The 16,421-nt window shown below is 68.1% G+C and carries 14 protein-coding genes and 1 riboswitch; of the genes, 11 read left to right on the top strand and 3 right to left on the bottom strand.

All coding sequences use genetic code 11. The features are described from left to right. Positions 1 to 81: 81 nt before the first annotated feature. The 4 genes from IG04_RS0128245 to IG04_RS0128230 all read left to right on the top strand — a co-directional run bounded on the left by IG04_RS0128245 (position 82) and on the right by IG04_RS0128230 (position 3,843). Positions 82 to 1,911, top strand: coding sequence for an acetolactate synthase large subunit (locus tag IG04_RS0128245; RefSeq protein WP_030479768.1), 1,830 nt, complete (start codon positions 82 to 84; stop codon positions 1,909 to 1,911). Between the two features lie 55 nt (positions 1,912 to 1,966). Beyond that, on the top strand, positions 1,967 to 2,473 hold the full coding sequence (ilvN, locus tag IG04_RS0128240; protein ID WP_030479767.1) for an acetolactate synthase small subunit: 507 nt from the start codon (positions 1,967 to 1,969) through the stop codon (positions 2,471 to 2,473). Positions 2,474 to 2,496: 23 nt separating this feature from the next. Then, positions 2,497 to 3,510 (top strand): ketol-acid reductoisomerase, encoded by a 1,014-nt coding sequence (gene ilvC, locus IG04_RS0128235; RefSeq protein ID WP_030479766.1) that lies wholly within the window; start codon positions 2,497 to 2,499, stop codon positions 3,508 to 3,510. A gap of 69 nt (positions 3,511 to 3,579) precedes the next feature. Beyond that, positions 3,580 to 3,843 carry a DUF397 domain-containing protein gene (locus IG04_RS0128230; protein ID WP_030479765.1) on the top strand — a complete coding sequence of 88 codons (264 nt, stop codon included), beginning with the start codon at positions 3,580 to 3,582 and terminating at the stop codon, positions 3,841 to 3,843. 8 nt (positions 3,844 to 3,851) lie between these two features. On the opposite strand, the gene IG04_RS0128225 is transcribed toward IG04_RS0128230, so the two are convergent. Together IG04_RS0128225 and IG04_RS0128220 are read right to left on the bottom strand one after the other, a co-directional pair. Further along, complete coding sequence (locus IG04_RS0128225) at positions 3,852 to 4,460, bottom strand: DUF2867 domain-containing protein (protein WP_030479764.1); 609 nt, start codon at positions 4,458 to 4,460, stop codon at positions 3,852 to 3,854. Next, positions 4,457 to 5,158, bottom strand: coding sequence for a molybdopterin-dependent oxidoreductase (locus IG04_RS0128220; RefSeq protein ID WP_030479763.1), 702 nt, complete (start codon positions 5,156 to 5,158; stop codon positions 4,457 to 4,459). Before IG04_RS0128220 ends, IG04_RS0128225 begins: the two co-directional genes overlap by 4 nt. A 64-nt stretch (positions 5,159 to 5,222) precedes the next feature. On the opposite strand from IG04_RS0128220, the gene IG04_RS0128215 reads away from it, so the two are divergent. The 4 genes from IG04_RS0128215 (at position 5,223) to IG04_RS0128200 (ending at position 12,496) form a co-directional block, all read left to right on the top strand. Next, positions 5,223 to 5,828 carry a TetR/AcrR family transcriptional regulator gene (locus tag IG04_RS0128215; RefSeq protein ID WP_030479762.1) on the top strand — a complete coding sequence of 202 codons (606 nt, stop codon included), beginning with the start codon at positions 5,223 to 5,225 and terminating at the stop codon, positions 5,826 to 5,828. 235 nt (positions 5,829 to 6,063) lie between these two features. Continuing rightward, a complete protein-coding gene (gene serA / locus IG04_RS0128210) occupies positions 6,064 to 7,653 on the top strand; it encodes a phosphoglycerate dehydrogenase (protein ID WP_030479761.1) in 1,590 nt (529 codons plus the stop codon). Between the two features lie 241 nt (positions 7,654 to 7,894). Beyond that, positions 7,895 to 11,167, top strand: coding sequence for a S8 family serine peptidase (locus tag IG04_RS0128205; protein WP_084401436.1), 3,273 nt, complete (start codon positions 7,895 to 7,897; stop codon positions 11,165 to 11,167). Between the two features lie 291 nt (positions 11,168 to 11,458). Then, positions 11,459 to 12,496 (top strand): 3-isopropylmalate dehydrogenase, encoded by a 1,038-nt coding sequence (locus IG04_RS0128200; protein WP_030479759.1) that lies wholly within the window; start codon positions 11,459 to 11,461, stop codon positions 12,494 to 12,496. 72 nt (positions 12,497 to 12,568) lie between these two features. Here IG04_RS0128200 and IG04_RS0128195 read toward each other — a convergent pair whose 3' ends face one another. After that, positions 12,569 to 12,988 carry a YciI family protein gene (locus tag IG04_RS0128195; RefSeq protein WP_030479758.1) on the bottom strand — a complete coding sequence of 140 codons (420 nt, stop codon included), beginning with the start codon at positions 12,986 to 12,988 and terminating at the stop codon, positions 12,569 to 12,571. A 93-nt stretch (positions 12,989 to 13,081) separates the two neighbouring features. Continuing rightward, positions 13,082 to 13,210, top strand: a riboswitch (cobalamin riboswitch). Between the two features lie 35 nt (positions 13,211 to 13,245). Between IG04_RS0128195 and IG04_RS0128190 the strand changes: the two genes are divergently transcribed. The 3 genes from IG04_RS0128190 to IG04_RS0128180 are packed head-to-tail and all read left to right on the top strand — an operon-like array spanning position 13,246 to position 15,982. Continuing rightward, positions 13,246 to 14,268 (top strand): FecCD family ABC transporter permease, encoded by a 1,023-nt coding sequence (locus IG04_RS0128190; protein ID WP_245816239.1) that lies wholly within the window; start codon positions 13,246 to 13,248, stop codon positions 14,266 to 14,268. Beyond that, the gene (locus IG04_RS0128185) at positions 14,268 to 15,008 is read left to right on the top strand and encodes an ABC transporter ATP-binding protein (RefSeq protein ID WP_030479756.1); all 741 of its coding nucleotides are present in this window, start codon (positions 14,268 to 14,270) and stop codon (positions 15,006 to 15,008) included. Before IG04_RS0128190 ends, IG04_RS0128185 begins: the two co-directional genes overlap by 1 nt. Beyond that, positions 15,005 to 15,982 carry an ABC transporter substrate-binding protein gene (locus tag IG04_RS0128180; protein WP_030479755.1) on the top strand — a complete coding sequence of 326 codons (978 nt, stop codon included), beginning with the start codon at positions 15,005 to 15,007 and terminating at the stop codon, positions 15,980 to 15,982. Before IG04_RS0128185 ends, IG04_RS0128180 begins: the two co-directional genes overlap by 4 nt. Positions 15,983 to 16,421 lie beyond the last annotated feature (439 nt).

The following is a 16,421-nucleotide window of genomic DNA, read 5'->3' as shown; positions in this document are numbered from 1 at the left end:
ACGCGCGACCCTCGCACGACCCAACTTCGGGTTGTCGAGGGTTTTTTCGTGTCCGGACCCCGATACCCACGAGGCAAACCAATGACCAGCGCACCATCGCGACCGGCTTCCGAGCCGTCGCCACGTCCAGGTCCGCGGCCCAAACCGGCTCCGCCCACTGGCGCGCCGATTCGAGTGACCGGGGCGCAGTCCCTCGTCCGCTCGCTTGAGGCGGTCGGGTGTGAAGTGGTGTTCGGCATTCCGGGCGGGACGATCCTTCCCGCGTACGACCCGCTGCTGGACTCCACGAAGGTCCGGCACATCCTCGTCCGCCACGAGCAGGGCGCGGGACACGCGGCGACCGGTTACGCGCAGGCCACCGGCAAGGTCGGGGTCTGCATGGCGACCTCGGGTCCGGGTGCGACCAACCTCGTCACCCCGATCGCGGACGCGAACATGGACTCCGTGCCCATCGTCGCGATCACCGGCCAGCAGTCGCGGCCGCTGATCGGCACGGACGCCTTCCAGGAGGCGGACATCTGCGGCATCACGATGCCGATCACCAAGCACAACGTGCTCGTGACCGACCCGGCGGACATCCCGCGGGCGATCGCGGAGGCGTTCCACATCGCGTCGACCGGCCGACCCGGCCCGGTCCTCGTCGACATCCCGAAGGACGTGCTGCAGGAGCAGACCAGCTTCTCGTGGCCACCCGAGATGCGCCTGCCCGGTTACCGGCCGACGACCCGGCCGCACGGCAAGCAGGTGCGCGAAGCGGCCAAGCTGATCGTGGCCGCCCGCAAGCCCGTTCTCTACGTCGGCGGCGGCGTCATCAAGGCCGACGCGCACGCCGAGTTGCTGCGCCTCGCCGAGGAGAGCGGCATTCCGGTCGTCACGACGCTGATGGCGCGTGGCGCGTTCCCGGACTCGCACGAGCAGCACATGGGCATGCCCGGCATGCACGGCACCGTCGGGGCCGTCGCGGCGATGCAGAAGTCGGACCTGCTGATCGCACTGGGCGCCCGCTTCGACGACCGCGTCACCGGCCAGCTGAACTCGTTCGCGCCGGACGCGCAGATCATCCACGCGGACATCGACCCGGCCGAGATCTCCAAGAACCGCCGCGCCGACGTGCCGATCGTCGGTGACTGCAAGGAGATCATCACCGAGCTGATCGACGCGCTGCGCACCGAGCGCGAGACAGCGACGAAGGTCGACCTCGCGCCGTGGTGGGCGACGCTGAACTCGATCCGTGAGACGTTCCCGCTCGGCTACGACTGGCCGGACGACGGCACGTTGTCGCCGCAGTACGCCATCGAGCGCATCGGTCAGCTGTCCCCGGCGGACACGATCTACACCGCCGGCGTCGGCCAGCACCAGATGTGGGCGGCGCAGTTCGTGAAGTACGAGCACCCGCGCACGTGGATCAACTCCGGCGGGCTCGGCACGATGGGCTTCGCCGTTCCCGCCGCGATGGGCATCAAGGCAGGTCAGCCGGACCGCACGGTGTGGGCCATCGACGGCGACGGCTGCTTCCAGATGACCAACCAGGAGCTCGCCACCTGCGCCATCGAGGGCCTGCCGGTGAAGATCGCCGTGATCAACAACGGCAACCTGGGCATGGTCCGCCAGTGGCAGACGCTGTTCTACGGCGAGCGGTACTCCAACACGGATCTGGGGACGCACAAGCACCGCATCCCAGACTTCAAGCTCCTGGCGGAAGCCCTCGGATGCGCGGGCCTGCGGGCCGAGACGCGCGAGGAGGTGGACGAGGTGATCGGGAAGGCGCTGGAGATCAACGACCGCCCGGTCGTCGTCGACTTCGTCGTCGGCAAGGACGCCCAGGTGTGGCCCATGGTCGCGGCGGGCACCGGCAACTCCGAGATCATGGCCGCCCGCGGCATCCGCCCCCTGTTCGACGAGGACCTGTGATGGCCAGCGCCTGCCCGCAGACGGCAGCCGAGGATCGCAAGGATGAGGACCTGTGATGACCAGGCACACACTGAGCGTTTTGGTCGAGGACAAGCCCGGTGTGCTCGCACGCGTCGCCGGTCTGTTCTCCCGCCGCGGCTTCAACATCGAGTCGCTCGCGGTCGGCCGCACCGAGTACCCCGACATCTCGCGCATGACCATCGTGGTGTCGGTCGACGAGCTGCCGCTGGAGCAGGTGACCAAGCAGCTCAACAAACTCATCAACGTCATCAAGATCGTCGAGCTGGAGCCGAGTGCTTCCGTTCAGCGGCAACTGGTGTTGATTAAGGTTCGTGCGGACGCGACGGTGCGGTCGCAGGTCCTCGAAACCGTCCAGCTCTTCCGCGCGAAGGTCGTCGACGTCTCGCCCGAGGCCGTCACGATCGAGGCAACGGGCACGTCGGAGAAGCTCGACGCCCTGCTGCGCATGCTGGAGCCCTACGGGCTTCGCGAGATCGTCCAGTCCGGCATGGTCGCCATCGGCCGTGGCGCTCGTTCCATCACCGCCACCGCGGTTCGTTAGAAATCCAGAAAGAAGGAAATACTGTGAGCGTCGAGATCTTCTACGACGACGATGCCGACCTGAGCATCATCCAGGGCCGCAAGGTGGCCGTGATCGGCTACGGCAGCCAGGGCCACGCCCACGCGCTGTCCCTGCGCGACTCGGGCGTCGAGGTCCGCATCGGCCTGCAGGAGGGCTCCAAGTCCCGCGCCAAGGCCGAGGAAGAGGGCCTGGAGGTCGGCACGCCGGCTGAGGTCTCCGCGTGGGCCGACGTGATCATGATCCTGGCGCCGGACACCGCGCAGCGCCACATCTACGCCGACGAGATCGCCGCGAACCTCAACGAGGGCGACGCGATCTTCTTCGGCCACGGCTTCAACATCCGCTACGGCCTCATCACGGTCCCGTCCGGTGTGGACGTCGCCATGGTCGCGCCGAAGGGCCCCGGCCACCTCGTGCGCCGCCAGTTCGTCGACGGCAAGGGCGTCCCGGCGCTCATCGCGGTCGAGCAGGACGCCTCGGGCAACGCCCAGGCCCTCGCCCTGTCCTACGCGAAGGGCATCGGCGGCACGCGCGCCGGCGTCATCAAGACGACGTTCAAGGAAGAGACCGAGACCGACCTCTTCGGCGAGCAGGCCGTCCTCTGCGGTGGCGCTTCCGCTCTGGTGCAGGCCGGTTTCGAGGTTCTCACCGAGGCGGGCTACGCCCCCGAGGTCGCGTACTTCGAGTGCCTGCACGAGCTCAAGCTGATCGTCGACCTCATGTACGAGGGCGGCATCGCCCGCATGCGCTACTCGATCTCCGACACCGCCGAGTTCGGTGACCTGACCCGCGGCCCGCGCGTCGTCACCGCCTCCGTGAAGGAAGAGATGAAGAAGATCCTGGGCGAGATCCAGGACGGCACCTTCGCGAACGAGTGGGTGGCCGAGGACGACAACGGCCGCGCCAACTACAAGAAGCTCCAGCAGGAGGGTGAGAACCACCCGATCGAGGTCACCGGCAAGAAGCTCCGCGACATGATGTCGTGGGTGGACCGGCCGATCACCGAGACCGCCTGAGTCTTTCGTCAAGGGAGGCCCGTGGAGCGCGTGTGACGCTCCGCGGGCCTTTCCGCTAGCGTTTTCCGCATGACCGAAAGTGCGCCGATCTACGACGACAAGGCCCACGTGCGCGGCAAGCTGGACCTCCGCGACGCGCAGTGGAAGCGGCCGCCGGAGCCGGAGCCGGAAGACGGCCACGTCGAGATCGCCTTCATCGAGCACACCGACGGCGCCACGTACGTCGCCATGCGCAACTCCAAGCAGCTCGATCCCGTCCTGACCTTCACGATGGCCGAGTGGGACGCTTTCGTGCTGGGTGCGAAGGACGGGGAGTTCGACGAGCCCTGGTAGGCAGGGGCCTATGCGCGCCGGGCCCAGGATCGTTCGATGTACCGCATGAGCGCCGGATAGACGATCGCATAGCGAAACGGCTTGATGAGAGCCATGTACGCCCTGCCGACGGCACCGCGCGGCTTGACGTAGACGGTCATCTGTCCCCGGTACCGGCCGCCGCCCTGGTCCACCCAGGCCAGGTGCATCACGCCGTACATCGTCCGGTTCGAGATCTCCTCGGCGAACTCGGTGCCGGTGCGGTACAGCGGTCGGAACGGCTTGTCCGTGAGGCGGGAATCCGTCGACGTGCCACGGAGTTCCGCTGGTACGCGGACGGACAGTGACGGCTCGCCGGTGCCGGGGACGGGTGGCCAGGTGCCGGCGTCATCCGCCGACGTCGAGACGCGCCCGAGTCCGAACAGGCGGCCGAGCAGATCGCGGATTCCCCACAGCACGCGTACCGGCAGGGGCGCTGAACCGGGAAAGTCCATGGCCGCCATGAGGCCGATGACGTTGTCGAAGTCGTCGGGCCCGCCATCGATGGGAAGAGCCCAGACGTCCTCGACCTCGAAGTCGTGGACGACGTCGGCGATGATCCATCGCTGGCTCTTGAGCACGTCGTTGGGAACTCTCATGTGCCTTGCGCTCCTTTCGAGCTGAGAAAGCGGATCGGGCGGATGAGGGCGCGGTAGAACGGCCGCACCAGCCGCCCGGCTATACGGCCGTGGCGTTCCTCGTGCTCTACGCGTGCCCGTGGGTGCCCCTCGAGCAGCCGGGCGAAAATGCTCCTGTCGAGCCGGTGCGTCGGCAGCGCCGAACACACCTCGACGGCGCAGAGGTGCTTGATGCTCATGTAGCCGTACTGCGCCGGGCTGACCAGCCGTATCGGAGCGCCGTGGTCGCTGTCGAGAGGATGACCGTTCAGCCGGTGAGCCAGCAGCACGTCGTCGGCGAGTGCGTCCTGCAACTCGACCACGGAGGCGGCTCCGTCCAGGCCCTCGAACACCAGGTGGGTGACGGTGATTCCTGGCTCCAGCGCGGGTTCGACGAACCGGCGATAGAAGTCGGCGAACCGCACGCCTTCCCAGCGCAGGCCGGTCGCGGTCCACCCGGCGACGCAGTGGAAGTCGGCCACGATCTCGCTGCGGGGCAGTGCCGACAGGTCCGCCAGCCGCACCTCGGAGGGGCCGAGCATCGCGCCGCTGATGGCGATCACGGGGTCGTCGGGCACGGGAGGCGCCGGCTGGTGCAGATGCGTTCCGAAACGCGGGAATCCGTCGACGCGCCGTTGTCCGGGCGGCAGCGTCTTCTGTCCGGGTGGATGAGTCCTCACCGTTTACCCCCTTCACCGACCGACGGTCGGTCACCGACTGACGGTCAGTCTTTAAGATGGTCCGGTGACTGTCAAGCGGCTACGGGAACGGCAGGCGGAGGCCACGCGCGAGCTGCTGGTCACGATCGCGCGGGAGTTGTTCGTCGAGCAGGGCTTCGCGGCGACCGCGATCGACGAGATCGTGCAGAGGGCCGGCCTTGCGAAGGGCGCGCTCTATCACCACTTCGGTGGAAAGGACGCGCTGTTCAAGGCGGTCTTCGAGGTCGTGCTGGACGAGACCGCCGAGGCCGTGCTGTCCGCGGCGGCAGCGGAAGACGATCCGTGGGACGCCGTGCGGGCGGGTCTGTCCGCGTTCCTCGACGCCTGCCTGCAGCCGGCCTTCCGGCGGATCGTGATCATCGACAGCGTGGCGGTGATGGCCGCCAACTCGTGGGAGGGCGGCATGGAGGGCATCGAGCTTCCGATGTTGCGTGTCGTGCTGACCCCGCTGGTGGCCAGCGGCGCCCTGCCGGGTGTCTCGGTCGACCCGTTGGCACACGTCGCGCTGGGAGGCCTCTACGGCTCAGCCCTGTACATCGCCAAAGCCGCCGATCCGCAGGCTGCTCGTGCCGAGGCAGAGGTGGTCATCGACGTCGTCCTTCGCGGCGTTCGAGCCGTCGCCACCGGTTAGGCCCTGTCCCAAGCCCTGGGCGTCACACTGGCGAGTGAACGGCACGTCCAGCCCCACCCGTCCCATACTGCAAGACGCGAACGGTGACCTGAGCCACCCGGCGGAATGCGCGCGCAAGGCCGGTGTCTATGCTCGTTAACAGTCCGGACACATTGCGGTGCTCCGGTCGGCGCGGGCCAGCCGCCCCCGACCACGCCCGCGCCCCACGATCCGACCCTTCCTGGGAGCGATGTCCGTGAGCAACACGAGCCGACCTGTTGTCCTCATCGCCGAGAAGCTCGCGCCGTCCGTTCTGGACGCTCTCGGCGACGGCGTCGAAGTGCGCCACGTAGACGGCACCGACCGAGAAGCCCTCCTGAGCGCGGTCGCCGACGCGGACGCCCTGCTCGTCCGCTCCGCCACCCAGGTGAACGCCGAGGTCTTCGCGGCCACGCGCAAGCTCAAGGTCGTGGCTCGCGCGGGTGTGGGCCTGGACAACGTCGAGGTTCCGGCCGCCACGCAGAACGGCGTGATGGTCGTCAACGCGCCGACGTCCAACATCGTCAGTGCCGCCGAGCACGCCGTCGCGCTGCTGCTGAGCGTCGCGCGCCAGATCCCGGCCGCGCACGAGACGCTGCAGAACCACGAGTGGAAGCGCTCCAAGTTCAACGGCGTCGAGCTCAACGGCAAGACGGTCGGCGTGGTCGGCCTCGGCAAGATCGGCCAGCTGTTCGCGCAGCGCATCGCCGCGTTCGGTGTCGAGCTCATCGCCTACGACCCGTACGTGTCCGCCGCGCGCGCCGCCCAGCTCGGCATCGAGCTCGTCAGCCTCGAAGAGCTGCTCGAGCGCGCCGACGCGATCTCCATCCACCTGCCGAAGACGCCGGAGACCAAGGGTCTCATCGGCGCGGAGCAGCTGGCCAAGGCCAAGCGCGGCGTCATCATCGTCAACGCGGCCCGCGGTGGCCTCATCGACGAGCAGGCCCTCGCCGACGCCGTGAAGGAAGGCCAGGTCGGCGGCGCCGGCATCGACGTCTTCTCGACCGAGCCCACGACCGAGAGCCCGCTGTTCAACGTCCCGGGCATCGTCGTCACGCCGCACCTCGGCGCGTCCACGGCCGAGGCGCAGGACCGCGCGGGCACCGACGTCGCGAAGAGCACCATCCTCGCGCTCGCCGGCGAGTTCGTGCCGGACGCCGTCAACGTCCAGGGCGGTGCGGTCGGCGAGGAGGTCCGCCCGTACCTGCCGCTGGTCCAGAAGCTGGGCACCGTCCTCAGTGCACTGTCGCCCAAGGCCCCGACCAGCGTCACCGTCGAGGTCCGCGGCGAACTGTCCAATGAGGACGTCGCGATCCTGCCGCTCGCCGCGCTGCGCGGGGTGTTCTCCAAGGTCGTCGAGTCGCAGGTGACGTTCGTGAACGCGCCGAGCCTCGCGGCCGACCTGGGCGTGAGCGTCGAGCTCGTCAAGGAGACCGAGAGCCCGAACCACCGCAGCCTCGTCACGGTGAAGTCCGTGCACGCGGACGGCAGCACGTTCAGCGTCTCCGGCACCGTCAGCGGCATCGCGCAGGTCGAGAAGCTGGTGAACATCAACGGCCGCAACTTCGACCTGAGGGCCGAAGGCACCGTGCTGCTTCTGGAGTACCCGGATCGTCCGGGTGTCATGGGCACGGTCGGCACGCTGCTCGGCGAGGCCGGCGTGAACATCGAGGCCGCACAGATCAGCCAGACCGGCAACGACGCCGTCATGCTGCTGCGCGTGGACCGCCCGGTCGACACCCAGGTGCTCGACCCGATCGGTGCCTCCGTCGGCGCGCGCACCGTTCGCTCTGTCGACTTCGGATAGTCACGACAAACCGGGAAGGGGACAGCAAAGTCCCCTTCCCGTGGTTATCGCTGTTCACAACGAAGTCGTAACAGGCAACTATCCGTAGACCACATTCATACTTTCGGGGCAGTCGCAGAGACACGATCAGCGATTAGCGTCCCCACGAGGTTGACCCGGTGCCGTAGAGGGCACGGCACTGTTTCTTCGGGTCGAAGGCACACACCTCGGTTGGGGCAACGTTGTGAAGAGACGATCGAGTCTGGTGGTGTTCTCTGCCATCACCAGTTTGCTGATCGCACCCGCCACGGCACAGGCGCAGGGCGAACCGCTCGCGCAGCCGGTGAAGAGTGCGCACGGGTTGGACGCGAAAGCGTTGCACCTCAAGGTTTCTCCCAGGCTGAACGCCACCGGCGCGGTCACCGCGTTCGTCGCGCTCGACCGCAAGCCGGCCGTCGACGCGTTCGACGAGAAGAAGAGCCAGGGCAAGGAAGTCGCGAAGCAGGCCGCCAAGCAGGCCCGCAACGACGTGTCCGCCACCGCGGACCAGGTCGTCGGCCAGCTCAAGAGCGCTGACACGCAGACCAAGGAGATCTACCGCACCTCCAACGGCGTCCCCGGCGTCGTCGTGAAGGCCGACGCGCAGAAGGTCCGCGAACTCGCGCAGCGCGCGGACGTCCTCGCGGTCTACCCCATCGTGCCGAAGAAGCGCCAGAACTCGAACGCCGTCCAGCTCACCAGGACGCTCAACGTCTGGCAGCAGTACGGCAAGCTCGGCGACGACATCCGCGTCGGCATCATCGACACGGGCGTGGACTACACCCACGCGAACTTCGGTGGCCCCGGCACGGTCGAGGCGTTCAAGGCCGTCGACCCGCGCGCGAAGGACCCGAACTTCCCGACCGCGAAGGTCGTCGGCGGCTACGACTTCGTCGGTGAGGACTACGACGGGGAGAGCACCGACCCGGCGATCAACACGCCGAAGCCGGACCCGAACCCCCTCGACTGCAACGGTCACGGCTCGCACGTCGCGGGCACGACGGCCGGCTTCGGTGAGAACGCCGACGGCAGCACGTTCAAGGGCGACTACACCAAACTCGACGCCGCCAAGCTCAACGACATGAAGATCGGCCCCGGCACCGCGCCGAAGGCCCAGATCTTCGCGCTGAAGGTCTTCGGTTGCGAGGGCTCGACCAACGTCACCTCGCAGGCGCTCGACTGGTCGCTCGACCCCGACGGCGACGGCGACTTCTCCGACCACCTCGACGTGGTCAACCTGTCGCTCGGCTCGGACTACGGCGCCCCGGACGACCCCGACAGCCTCTTCGTGAAGAAGCTGTACAAGGTCGGCGTCATGCCGGTCTTCTCCGCGGGCAACGGCGGCGACCTCTACGACATCGGCGGCTCGCCGGGCAACACGCCCGAGGCGCTGACCGTGGCCTCCACGCGCGACTCGTACGTGCTGCGTGACGGCGCCGAGGTGAAGGACCAGGGCCTCAAGCCCGGTCAGTACAGCCAGAACTTCACCGGCTACCTGGGCTACGACAAGGAACTGCCGGTCGTGAAGCTGACGCAGGCCGGCAACCTCGACGGCTGCCAGCCCCTCACGGACGCGGTCGCCGGCAAGTTCGTCTGGCTGGAGTGGGACGACAACGACGCGACGCGCCGCTGTGGTTCCGTTGCCCGTGCCAACAACGTGCAGGCAGCGGGCGGCCTGGGTGTGCTGCTCTCGTCCACTTTGGAGAACTTCGCGGCCGGCATCGCCGGCAACGCGGCCATCCCGATGTTCCAGTTCACCGGCTCGGCCACCAACGCGGTGCGCCCGGCGCTGAACGCCGGCACGCTGGTCGTCCGCCTCGCGGGTGAGCTGCGCACCTCGACGCCGACGTACGACCAGTCCATTTCGGACACTCCGAGCGCGTTCACCAGCCGTGGCACTCGCGGCCAGTCCATCAAGCCGGACGTCGCGGCCCCCGGTGACACGATCTCGTCGACCGCCGTCGGTTCCGGCGACGACCGCATGGTCATCTCCGGCACGTCGATGGCGTCCCCGCACGTCGCCGGCATCGCCGCCCTGGTCCGCCAGGCGCACCCGGACTGGACGCTCGAGGAGGTCAAAGCCTCGATCATGAACACCGCCGGTGCGGACGTGCGGGAGAACGGCAGGACCTTCGCCCCCAACCGGGTCGGCACCGGCCGCGTGGACGGCAAGTCCGCGATCGACAACCAGGTCCTCGCCTACGTCGAGGAGGACAACGGTTACGTCAGCGCGAACTTCGGCGTCGTCGAGGTCGCCAAGCCGGTCTCGAAGTCCAAGACCATCAAGCTCGTCAACAAGTCCACGAAGCCTGTCGAGTACACGGTCGGCTACACCGCGGCCACGACGATCCCCGGCGTGAGCTACGTGCTCTCGCAGGACAAGGTGAAGCTGAGCCCGCGCGGCGTCGCGAAGGTCAAGGTCACCCTGAAGATCGACGACCCGAAGGCGCTGCGCAAGACGGTCGACTCGACGGTCGAGCCCAACCAGCTCGACGTGCCGCGGCAGTTCCTCGCGGACGCCTCCGGTCGCGTGACCTTCACGCCGACCTCCGGCGCCACGGTGCCGCTGCGCCTGTCGGTCTACTCGGCGCCGAAGCCGGTCGCGGACATCAGGACCGCGTCCAGCCTCAAGTTCCGCGGCAACGACAAGCAGGCCGTGCTGAACGTGTCCGGCAAGGGCATCGACCAGGGCACCGGCTCGCAGGCCTACCGCTCGCTGATCAGCGTCCTCGAGCTGCAGGCCCAGTCGCCGAAGATGCGTGACTGCAAGCGCAACGTCACCGAGAACTGCGTCCTCAACGAGACCGCCAAGGGCGGCGACCTCCGCTACGTCGGCGCGGCCTCCACGGCCCCGCTGGCCAAGGCGCAGGGCAAGCCCGAGGAGGCGCTGCTCGCGTTCGGTGTCGCGACCTGGGGCAACTGGTACAACCTGGGCAAGAACACCATTCCGTTCGTCGACATCGACACCAACGGTGACGGCACCGCGGACTTCGAGGTGTTCGCGACCCGCCTGACCGACACCGACCTGCTGGTCGCGTCCACCGTGGACCTGAAGACGGGCCAGACCGTCGACATCCAGGGCGTGAACGGTCTGTTCGGCGACGTCGACGCGAACGTCCAGGACACCAACGTCGTCGTCCTGCCGGTGCTGCTGAGCGCCCTGGGCATCGACGCGTCGAAGGACACGGCCCGCATCTCGTACGTCGTGGGCACCGCCGGTTACTACCCGGCGCCGGGCAACGCGAACAAGCTGATCGACGTGATCGACCGCAACCTGTCCTACGACCCGCTCAAGCCGGGCCTGTGGGCGCAGGGCGGCGGCGACACGGCGCTCTCGTACCTCGCGAAGCCGGGCACCGCGCTCGTCGTCAACAAGGACGAGGCCTCGCTGAAGGCCGACAAGTCCGACGGCCTGCTGGTGCTCAACCACCACAACGCCAACGGTGACCGCGCGTCGGTCGTCCTGGTGAGGTCGGGCGGACGCGGCGCCTACTAGCGCCACTAGCACCAGATCGGATGTTTTGCGGGAGGCCCGGTTCTTCGTTTGGAACCGGGCCTCCCGGCATGTCACGGCCCGGAACTGCCTGCCGTCACCCCTTGACGCGACCCCGTTCCTGCGGTCGAGTGACACTCGAAAGCGGGGTATGGGCCGTGTGGGTGTCCCGCAGTACGGGAGATAACACCCCGAAGGGGTGTCCGGCATGCGGTGAGCGCCCGGGATGCCGGTAGCCTTTCGCGAAGGAAAGTAGTCCCACCAATTGGGGACTGACACCTGGGAGGTGTGTGGATGCGGCTCGCAGTGATCCCAGGAGACGGGATCGGGCCCGAGGTCATCGCTGAGGCCCTGAAGGTCCTCAACGAGGTCGTTCCGGCGGCCGAGATCACTCGCTACGACCTCGGCGCGGCGCGCTGGCACGCCACGGGAGAGTTGTTGCCCGAGTCGGTGCTGGGGGAGCTTCGCCAGCACGACGCGATCCTGCTCGGCGCGGTGGGCGACCCGTCGGTGCCGAGCGGAATTCTGGAGCGGGGCCTGCTGCTGAGGCTGCGCTTCGAACTCGACCACCACGTGAACCTCCGCCCGGCTCGTCTCTACCCCGGTGTCCGCAGCCCGCTCGCGGACCCGCAGGAGATCGACATGGTGGTGGTGCGCGAGGGCACCGAGGGCCCGTACGCGGGCAACGGCGGCCTGCTCCGCAAGGACACGCCGCACGAGATCGCCACCGAGGTTTCGATCAACACGTCGTTCGGCGTGGAGCGCGTCGTCCGTGACGCGTTCGCCCGTGCGTCGAACCGCCCGCGTCGCCACCTGACGCTGGTGCACAAGACGAACGTCCTCACGCACGCCGGCTCGTTGTGGTCGCGCGTCGTCGAGGAGGTGTCGTTGCAGCACCCGGACGTCACCGTGGCTTATCAGCACGTGGACGCGGCGACCATTCACATGGTCACCAACCCGGCCCGCTACGACGTGATCGTGACGGACAACCTGTTCGGTGACATCCTGACCGACCTCGCCGCCGCCGTCACCGGTGGCATCGGCCTGGCCGCGTCGGGAAACATGGACGCGACGAGGCGCAACCCGTCGATGTTCGAGCCGGTCCACGGTTCGGCGCCGGACATCGCGGGCCAGGGCATCGCCGACCCGACGGCCGCCGTGCTGTCGGTCGCGCTGCTGCTCGACCACCTCGGCGAGCGCGAGTCGGCCCGCCGGATCGAGGCCTCCGTGGCGTTCGATCTGGCTACGCGTGATCACCAGTCGCCTGGCCAGACCTACGCGATCGGTGACAGGCTGGCGGCTCTCGTGTCGTCGAACGTGCGCACGGGCTGACGTTTCTCCGCAAGGCTTCTCCGGCCCCGGCACCTCATGTGGTGCCGGGGCCGGGTCGTCTGACTTCCAGGGTCAGAGCTGGCCATTGGCCTCACGCCACGCCCGCTCCCGCTGGACCCACTCGTTGTCCTGCGGAAACTCGTCGATGGACGGCACCCGGCGGATCTCGGTTTTGAACCCGGCGCCCGTCATCGGCATGCGCTTGGCCCACTCGACCGCCTCCTCCTTCGAGGAGACGTTGAGCAGGTAGAAGCCGTTGAACAGCTCCTTGGTCTCGCCGTACGGGCCGTCCGTGACGACCGGGGGTTCGGTGGAGTAGTCGACGACGACACCTTCGGACGGCTCGGCGAGACCTTCGGCGGCCAGCAGGACACCGGCGCGGATCAGCTCCTCGTTGAACGCGCCGACCGTCTCCAGCATCTTGTCGAAGTCGAACTCGCCCATGTTCGCGAAGGCCTCGTCGGTGGCGCGCATGATCAGCATGTACTTCACGGTGTGTCTCCCTGCTGGTGTTCCGGTTCTGACATCCCGAGGTCGAACGGGCCCCGCACTGGATCGACATCACACCCGGAGAATTTTCGAACTTTCTGTTTCCGCAGGTAGGGTCGCATCAGTCGTGCGTGGGGGAAGTCCGGTCGAAGTCCGGCGCTGACCCGCAACGGTAGGCCTCCTCGTGAGGACGAGCCCGAATACCCGCACACGGCCGGCCTCTGTTTTCCGATTCCGCCGTGGACTGCGGGAAGGACCAAGTGATCTCCAAGATCAGCGCGCTCGTCGGCGTGCTCGTCGTCAGCATCGTCGCGGGCGTCGCGCTCGGCCCCGTCTCCGTTCCGTTCGGCGTCACCGTCGACCTGCTCTGGGAGGCGATCACCGGCGGCACGATCCCCGCCGGCCTCGCCGGGCAGTACCACATCGTCTGGGACATCCGGCTTCCTCGTGTCCTGCTGGCCGCCGTCGTGGGCGCGGGCCTGAGCACCGTCGGCGTGGCGATCCAGGCGATGGTCCGCAACGCCCTGGCCGACCCGTACGTGCTCGGCATCTCGTCGGGCGCGAGCGTGGGCGCGACGGCCGTGGCGACGCTCGGTGTGCTCTCCGGTCTCGGCGTCTACGCGCTGTCTGTGGGTGCGTTCCTGACCGGCCTCGGCGCCACCGCACTGGTCTACATCACCGCACGCACGAGCCGAGGGCTCACACCGTTGCGGCTGGTGCTGACCGGAACGGCGCTGGCATACGGGTTCTCCGCCGTGGCGATGCTGCTGGTGTTCCAGGCACCGCGCGGCGAGGCGGCGCGGGCAGCGATGTTCTGGTTGCTCGGCAGCCTCGGCGGGGCGAACTGGCAGTCGCTGCCCGTCGCCGCCGTGGTGACCGCGGCCGGCATCGTCTACCTGGCGACCAAGGCGCGGCCGCTCAACGCGCTGGCGATGGGCGACGAGACCGCGACCACGCTCGGCGTGGCGGTGAACCGGTTCCGCACGCACCTGTTCATCGTCACCGCCGCCATGACCGGCGTGCTGGTGGCGGTCAGCGGGGCCGTCGGGTTCGTCGGGTTGATGCTGCCGCACCTGACGCGCATGGTCGTGGGCGCCGATCACCGCAAGGTGCTCGCCCTCGCACCGCTGGCCGGAGCCTCGTTCCTGGTCTGGGTCGACGTGGCCGCGCGGATGCTCGCGGCGCCGGAGGAACTGCCGCTCGGCGTCATCACGGCCGCACTCGGCGTGCCGTGCTTCATCTTCCTGATGCGCCGCAGGTCCTACGTCTTCGGAGGCAGCTGATGCGGGTCGAGCTCACCGGCGTCACCGTCCGGAACATCGTCTCCGACATCACACTGCACGCCTCCGCTGAGGTCGTCGGCATCGTCGGCCCGAACGGCAGCGGCAAGTCCACGACGTTGCGCTGCGTGTACCGGGCGTTGAAGCCGGACGCGGGCACCGTCCTGTTCGACGGCGAGAACGTCCACAAGCGACACGACGTAGCCCGTCACCTCGCCGCTTTGACCCAGGAGTCGCAGGTCGAGTTCGACTTCACGGTCACCGAGGTCGTGGAGATGGGCCGCCTGCCGCACGACCGCGATCCCGCCCGTGACGCGCGGGTGGTGTCCGACGCGCTGGCCACAGTGGATGTTTCGCACCTCGCCTCACGCAGCTTCCTCAGTCTCTCCGGCGGCGAACGCCAGCGCGTGCTCATCGCACGCGCGATCGCCCAGGAGCCGCGCGTGCTCGTGCTGGACGAGCCGACGAACCACCTCGACATCCGTCACCAGCTCGACGTCCTCGGGCTCGCCCGCGGGTTGGGCATCACCGTGCTCACCGTCCTGCACGACCTGAACCTCGCCGCGTCCTACTGCGACCGCCTGTACGTCCTCGACGAGGGCCGCGTCGTCGCCTCCGGCACACCGGCCGAGGTGCTGGTCCCCGAACTGATCGCCAAGGTCTTCCACGTCACCGCGCACGTGGTCGCTCACCCCACAACGGGAGTTCCCCAGCTTCTGTTCGACCAGGAGGTCACCCCTTGAGAACCGTTGTCTGCGCTGTGCTGCTGCTGGTCTCCGGCTGCGGCGCCACGGTGGCCCCGGACACCTCCGCGTCCGACCCCGTGACGGTCACGAACTGCGGCCGGCAGGTCACGTTCGACAAGATCCCGTCCAAAGTGGTCACGAACGACACCGGCATCACCGAGCTGATGTTCGCGCTGGGGCTGAAGGACCGGATGGCGGGCTACGTCGTCTCCGGCGTCGACACCGTCGACGTGCGCACCTCACCCTGGAAGGCCGACTTCGAGAGCGTGAAGCACCTGTCCGACAAGGTCTCCAAGGAGGTCGTGCAGGGCGTGAACGCGGACCTCGTCTTCGCCGGCTGGAACTACGGGTTCAGCGAGAGCACGGGCTTCACCCCGGACGCGTTGAAGGCCCTCGGGATCGGGACCTACCAGCTGACCGAGGCCTGCCGCAACGGTGTCGGGAAGCAGCGGGGGATCATGCCCGCGCTGGACGCGTTGTACACGGACCTGCGCAACCTCGGGAAGATCTTCCGGGTCGAGGCCAAGGCCGAGGAACTGGTGAAGACCTACCAGGAGCAGATCGCCCGTGCCGGGCGGTTGATGGAGGGGAAGCCCCGGCCGAAGGTGTTCCTCTACGACAGCGGGCAGGACCAGCCGTTCACGTCCGGCAAGAACGCGGCGCCGCAGGACGTGATCTCGAAGGCCGGCGGCGACAACATCTTCGGGGATCTGAACGACAGCTGGACCACGGTCAACTGGGAGACCGTGGTGCAGCGTGATCCCGAGGTCGTGCTGATCGTGGACTACGCGGACGGGGAGGCGAACACTCCCGCGCAGAAGCAGGCGTTCCTGGAGGGGTTCGCGCCGTTGTCCAACTCGCCCGCGGTCAAGGGGAAGCGGTTCTTCTCGTTGCCTTATGCGGCGTTGGTGGAGTCGCCTCGTAACGCGGCTTCGATCGAGGCGTTCGCGAAGTTCCTGGCCGGGGTCTGATTCGGGGATCGGGTTGCGGGTGGCTGGTCGCGTTGCAGCGCGGTGCACCGCTACCCAGCCCGTGAGGTTCAGACGGCTCGCTTCGCATCGCCACACCAGGCCTCGTACGTGGTCGCCTTGCGTTGGCGGGCGCAGTTGGCACCGCGCGCGTCGTTGTGTGGTGGCTGGTCACGTTCCAGCGGAGGGGGGCACCTGCCGTGCGGGCCGTCACCTTGCGATGGCGGTGTCACAGGGGTGAACACGTGACCAGATAGTGGGAGGTTTCCTCCCGTCGCTTGGTACACCGTGCTGAGCTGTGGCAGCATCCCGGACATGGTTCAGTACGTCGCCATCATTATTGACGAGCGCGTCGGGTAGTTGCCGCCCCTGGCACCCGACGCGCAGACCTCTCGCATCCCGCGGGGGGTCTTTTTGTTTGCCCGGATGAGGAGATGACCCC

This window comes from Lentzea albidocapillata (assembly GCF_000719115.1).
Classification (GTDB): Bacteria; Actinomycetota; Actinomycetes; order Mycobacteriales; family Pseudonocardiaceae; genus Lentzea; species Lentzea albidocapillata.
The sequence above is the reverse complement of the archived record's forward strand: the minus strand, read 5'-3'. Positions and strand labels throughout refer to the sequence as shown.